Here is a 6000-nt window from a genome sequence, read left to right on the forward strand (position 1 = left end):
CCCCGTTGCCGTGGCCATGCGCTCGTCTCGCGCGTGCGCTGATTCGGGTCCTCGGCATCATCCGCCTCCAGCCCGCGCGGGTAGAGCTCGTCCAGCTTCGGACGCCCGCCGAGGGAGAAGCACCATGCACGCACTGCCGTCGTTGCGGAGGAGTTCCTTGTTGTTGCTCGCGCTCGTGTTGCTGGGGGTGCCTGGGCAGGCGCGCGCGCAGGCCACCGGCGGCTCGAACTTCGCCTGGTATTTCATCTCCGGCTGCGAGCGCGAGGCCTATGGGGCCATCGCCAACTACGACACCGCCAGGGCGCAGGTGGATCAGGCGCTGCGGGACATGTACGGCCGGGGTCAGCGCCGCCTGCGCATCCCCATCTATCACGGCCGTGGCCTCAATACCGGCACGGTCATGGACTCGACGGGGGGCGACCTCTCCCCGCGTCACCGCGGCAACCTCCAGGGCCTGCTCGCCGCGGCGAGGAGCATCGGCTTCGCCGAGATCATGGTCGGCTTCTTTCCGATCGGTCCCAATGCGCCCACCCAGTGGACGGGCTGGAACGAGGACCTCTACCAGGAGAACTGGAACCTGATCGTCAATCTGCGGCCGATCATCGCCGCCTCTGGCATCCATTACCGGATGGATCTGCTCAACGAGGGGACGCCCACGCCGACCCAGAGCGTGTTGCTGCAGTACACCCGGCGGCTGTGGAGCAACTACACCAGCGTGTTCGGGAAGAACGACACGCTGGGCTTCTCCATCATCGGTTCGGAGCCGGGCCGCATCTCGCAGATTCCCCAGGTGTATGGCGGCAACCTGCCCTACCTGTTCAGCCTCCACTTCTACGAGAACGCCTCCCAGCACTTCGTCAACGCCCACAACCAGATGAACCAGCTCGGGCTGTCCCAGGGGTGGATCATCGGCGAGGCGCTCTACAACGACGGCACCTCGGCGAGCCAGCTGCGCTCCGCCATCAACGCGACAGGCCGCACCGTCTTCTACCTGGCCCAGTGGCCGGTCCGGCTTCCGGCCACCTGCGCCTCGCCCAGCGCCGGGCTGGGGGTGAACGTCGCGCCCCCCGTCGATTACAACGTCTACCTGGGCTACGGATTCTGAGCCGCGGGTGCCGGACAGGCTCCGTCCATGTCCGCTCCCTCGAGTAGAGAGCTCCCCATGCGTCATTCCTCGAGCCTGTGCCCTCCTCTTTCGCGCGCGGCGGGCGCATCCGCCCTGCCCGGGCTGCTGCTCATGGCCCTCGGGCTGCTCGTGCTCCCGGGCTGCGGCCCGACCGGGGCGGCCTCGCGGGAGAGCGCATCGGCGGAGCAGCCCCTGGTGGGCTGCGGGCTGGTGGACTCGGGACCCGTGGTGGCGACCCGTCACTACCAGGTCATCGAGGGCCTGCGCATCGTGAGCAACGCCGGGCCGGCGGTGGTGGTGAGCAACCTCACGGGCGTGGTCATCCGCAACAGTGAAATCCACCATCGCGGCGGCCCCGGCATCCACTTCGCCAACGCCCCGGGCCTGCGCATCGAGAACTCCCTCATCCTCCACGACGGCGCGCCGCCCTCGGGGCCCAACCCCTCGGACGGGCTGAACAACATCCAGGGGTTCAACTCGTCCGGCGTGGTCATCCGCGGCGTGCGGGTGGTGCGGGGCTCGTCGGGGGTGTACCTCCAGGAGAGCCCCGGCGCCTGGCTCAGCCAGCTCGAGGCGCACGACATGCGCGGGCCCTTTCCCCGCGGCCAGTGCGTCCAGTTCAACCGCTCGCATGACTCGGTGTTGGAGGACTTCTCGTGCGAGAACCCGGCGAGCACCTCCTGGCCGGAGGACAACATCTCGGTCTTCCAGTCCTCGCGCGTGACGGTGCGGCGGGGGGTGGTGGACGGCAACAACTCGCCCTCCGGGGTGGGGGTGATGTTCGAGCTGAGCGACGGGGTGGGCTCGGGCGGGCTGTGCGAGGACGTGGAGGCGGTGCGTCAGGGCAACGGTTGCTTCTCGGGGTACCCGGCGCGCGGGGTGACGTTCCGCCGCGTGGGCTGCCGGGACAACCTCTGCACGGATCAGGGGCGCGGCGAGCCGATGTCGGGCGGCCTGGCCTTCACGGCCAGCCCGGACTCACAGGACCTGAGGCTGGAGGCCTCGCGGTACTGGAACCTGTGCGGGCCGCTCTACTGGTACGGGCCGGCCTTCTCCCAGGTGGAGCTCACCGCCACCGACTTCACCCCCCGCCCTCCGGTGCGCCTGAGCTTCTGCTGGCAGACGAGCGTGGAGCAGGCCGACCTGGACGGCCAGGGCCGCGGCGATCTGTTCTGCTACGAGGAGGGCACGCAGCAGGGCCGGGTGGCGCTGTCGACGGGCGGCGCCTTCATGGACGCGGGCGTCTGGTCCACCGGGTGTGGAGGCCCTGCCCTGGAGGTGGCCGACTTCACGGGGGACGGCAAGGCGGATGTGCTCTGCCGCGCTGGCACCGCCCTGCGCGTGCAGCCGTCCACCGGCACGGGCTTCACGGCCAGCAGCTCCTGGCTGGACTCGGCGAGCTTCGGCGCGGGCTGCACCACGCTGCTGGCGGGCGATTTCAACGGCGACGGGCGCAGCGACCTGTACTGCCACGAGGGCAGCAGCATGCGCAACCGGGTGGCGCTGTCGACGGGCAGCGCCTTCACGGACGCCGGCACCTGGTCCACCTGGTGCGGTGCCCAGGTGGGCGTGGGGGACTTCACCGGCGATGGCAGGGACGACATCTTCTGCCACTACGGCAACATCACCCACGTGCAGCCGTCCACGGGCAGCGCCTTCGTGGACGGGTACGTCTGGCTGGACTCGGCGAGCTTCGGGGCCGCGTGCTCCCTGCTCGCCCCGGGCGACTTCAACGGTGACGGGCGCAGCGACCTGTACTGCCACGAGGACAGCACGATGCACAACCGGGTGGCGCTGTCGACGGGCGGCGCCTTCGCGGACGCTGGCACCTGGTCCACCTGGTGCGGTGCCCAGGTGGGCGTGGGGGACTTCACCGGCGATGGCAGGGACGACCTCTTCTGCCACTACGGCGACATCACCCACGTGCAGCCGTCCACGGGCAGCGCCTTCGTGGACGGGTATGTCTGGCTGGACTCACCGGCCTTCGGCGCGGCGTGTAGCCTGCTGATGGCACGGTAGGAGGGCAGGCCCGGTTGGCCCTCTTCGAAGACGTCGAGGTCGAGCTTGCGGCCTTCCCGCGGGGGTTGGCCGCATCACCCGACTGTCCACGTAACCAGGGAAAGCCCACGGGCCGGAAATGCCCGGGAAGTCACATTTCTCCAGGCATGTCTCTATCGGCATGGACGAGCCCCTTGCCGGGGCTCTCCTTCCTTCGAAAGACACGAGCAGAGACATGAATACACGTGGGACGAAGTGGGGCCTGCGGTCCTGGGCCCTGGGGGTGTGGCTGGTGGGGGTGGGCTGTGGCCCGGCCTCCGGGGAGCTGCTGACTCCGGAGCAGGTGGAGGCGCCAGGGGCGGTGCAGCAGGCGCTCCAGTGCACGCCCTGTCCCTCGGATCTCAAGAGCTATCGGGGGCAGAACGGCCTGCAGTACACCTGTCATTGCACGGCCGCGGACACCGCCTCCGGCTGGGTCTGGGGCACGGATGTGTACACGGATGACTCCAGTCTGTGCCGCGCCGCCCTGCACGCGGGGGCCGTCTCCCCTGTCGGGGGCCTCGTCGTCGCCACCATCGCCCCCGGCCAGGACAACTACAGCGGCTCCTCCCGCAACGGGGTGGGCTCCTTCCCCTTCAGCAACTGGTACGGGAGCTTCTCCGTGGCCGCTGCCACTTCGGCGTGCAAGCCCTTGTGCCCCGCCAACGCGAGCGCGCTGCGCGGGCGCAATGGCTACCAGCTCGACTGCGAGTGCCCCGCCTCGGCCACCACCTCCGGCTCCCTCTGGGGCACCGGCGTCTACACGGACGACTCCAGCCTGTGCCGCGCCGCCGTCCATGCCGGCGCCCTCACCACCGCCGGAGGCCCGCTGACGGCCTACATCCAGCCCGGCCAGACCGGCTACACCGGCTCCACCCGCAACGGGGTGACGTCCAGCGCCTACAGCGGGAGCTGGTCCGGCAGCGTCCGCATCGCCCAGCGCTACCCCGAGCGCCCCCCCATGCGCATCAAGGCCCTCCAGCCGGATGGCTGGGCCAACAAGGATGAAATCTCCGGCCACAACACCGGCGGGGTGGTGGTGAACCTCGTCTGGCTGCGCTGGGAGCCCACCCCCAAGGCGGCCCCGTGCGTCGCGGGCGAGGCGGAGTACGCGGGGCGCTGCTTCGTGGTGAACGCGGCGCTGGAGAACGACGTCCGGGAGTGGAACGCCCGGGGCATGGCGGTGACGGCGGTGCTGTACGGCGTGCCGGACTGGGCCCGGGTGAACCGGCCCTGCGGGAAGACGGGCAACTTCGCGCGCTTCTGCGCGCCAGACAACCCCGCGGACTTCGGCCGCTTCGCCGGCATGCTGGCCCGCTACTTCAACGGGCTCGAGGGCCATGGCCACATCGCCGACTTCGTCCTCCACAACGAGGTGAACGCCAACGAGTGGTTCGACATCGGCTGCGGCAGCGGCCTGGGCGCGTGTGACGCGCAGCGGTGGATGGACGAGTACGCGGCCAACTTCAACGCGGCGTATGATCGCATCACCGCCGAGCAGCCCAACGCCAAGGTGTTCATTCCCCTGACGCACCACTTCGGCCCGGAGCTGGACGCGCCGGGCGCGTTGAGTCCGGTGCTGTCGGCCAGCACCTTCCTCACCGGCTTCAACGCGCGGCTGGGAGGACGGGCCTGGCGGGTGGCGCACCACCCCTACCCGCCCGGCAAGGGCCCCCAGTTCTCCGCGGAGGACTACCCCCGGGTGACGTATGGCAACCTGGGCGTGCTCGCCGGCTGGCTGCGCAAGAGCTTTCCGGACAAGCCCTGGACGTGGGAGCTGCACCTCACCGAGAGCGGCGTCAACTCGCTGGCGCCGGACTCCAGCGAGGGGGCCCAGGCCACGGCGGTCTGCGACTCGTTGCGCAACGTGCTGGGCACGCCCGGCATCGAGAGCTACGTCTACCACCGGATGATGGACCACGCCGCCGAGGTGGCGCAGGGGCTGGGGCTGGGGCTGCGGCGGGGGGATGGGAGCGCCAAACCGGCGTGGGCCACCTGGGCGCTGGCCAACCTGGACACGGCCTCGCCCCCGCAGCTCTCCTGCGGCTTCGAGGAGCTGCCCTACACCCGGCTGCGGCGCTACAACTCGCCCACCCGGGGCCATTGGACGTCCTCGCGCCTGCCGCCCGCGGGCTTCACCCTGGAGGGCGCGTGGCGGCTGTGGCGCGAGCCCCGGCCGGGCACCCACCTGCTGTACGAGTGCCAGGTGGGCGGGCACAACCTGGTGTCGGTGGACGTGAACTGCGAGGGGCTGCTGCCGCTGGGCCCGGTGGGCTACGCCCATGACACGCAGGTGGCGGGCACGGTGCCGCTGTACCGCTGCCGGGTGGGCGAGCTCACCGACCACTTCGTCTCCGGCGAAGGCTGCGAGGGGTACACCCAGGAAGGGCTGCTCGGCTACGTGTTCCCCTAGCCACTCGCGGGCCCGCCGCCGCGGGGAGCGTGACGTTGCCGCGGCGAACGCGGGGTGCCCTTCGAGGTGAGGAGTGGGTTCGACTCGAGGCGGCGGGCCACCTCTATTGGAAGCGGCGGGAATCGAAGCCGCGCCGGGCGGTGCGAAACTCCCAGCAGAATCGCGCCCTTACCTCGCAACCGCCTGGAATGCTTGGGAGTCGATATCCCGCCGCATCCCCCCTATCCCGCCCCGTTCCGGCCCATTCCGCATGCTCCTGCGACATACGTGCAACATGGACCTGCCCCTTGCCCCCGCGCCCTAGTGGACTGTCCGACAAGTTTTTCAACATAGTCAGGACAGGTGCCGGTCCACCCACGAGTGCATCTTGGCGCGAGTCCAGGACCAGGTGAAGGGGTGGGCGTAGAGGCGGTTGTACTCGGGC

The 6000-nt window shown here is 70.1% G+C and carries 3 protein-coding genes; all 3 read left to right on the top strand.

What is annotated here, in order from left to right:
* Positions 1 to 124: 124 nt before the first annotated feature.
* The gene (locus tag AC16DP_RS24510; RefSeq protein ID WP_329735211.1) at positions 125 to 1105 is read left to right on the top strand and encodes a hypothetical protein; all 981 of its coding nucleotides are present in this window, start codon (positions 125 to 127) and stop codon (positions 1103 to 1105) included.
* Between the two features lie 57 nt (positions 1106 to 1162).
* Positions 1163 to 3145, top strand: coding sequence for an FG-GAP-like repeat-containing protein (locus AC16DP_RS24515; protein ID WP_329735212.1), 1983 nt, complete (start codon positions 1163 to 1165; stop codon positions 3143 to 3145).
* A gap of 214 nt (positions 3146 to 3359) precedes the next feature.
* Positions 3360 to 5576, top strand: a complete 2217-nt coding sequence (locus AC16DP_RS24520) for an LCCL domain-containing protein (RefSeq protein WP_329735213.1) — start codon at positions 3360 to 3362, stop codon at positions 5574 to 5576.
* Positions 5577 to 6000: the final 424 nt, after the last annotated feature.

This window comes from Archangium sp., assembly GCF_057119385.1.

Excerpts from the sequence above, each read along its gene's own strand:
- AC16DP_RS24510 (WP_329735211.1), top strand. The coding sequence starts at position 125 with ATGCACGCACTGCCGTCGTTGCGGAGGAGTTCCTTGTTGTTGCTCGCG.
- AC16DP_RS24515 (WP_329735212.1), top strand. The coding sequence starts at position 1,163 with ATGCGTCATTCCTCGAGCCTGTGCCCTCCTCTTTCGCGCGCGGCGGGC.
- AC16DP_RS24520 (WP_329735213.1), top strand. The coding sequence starts at position 3,360 with ATGAATACACGTGGGACGAAGTGGGGCCTGCGGTCCTGGGCCCTGGGG.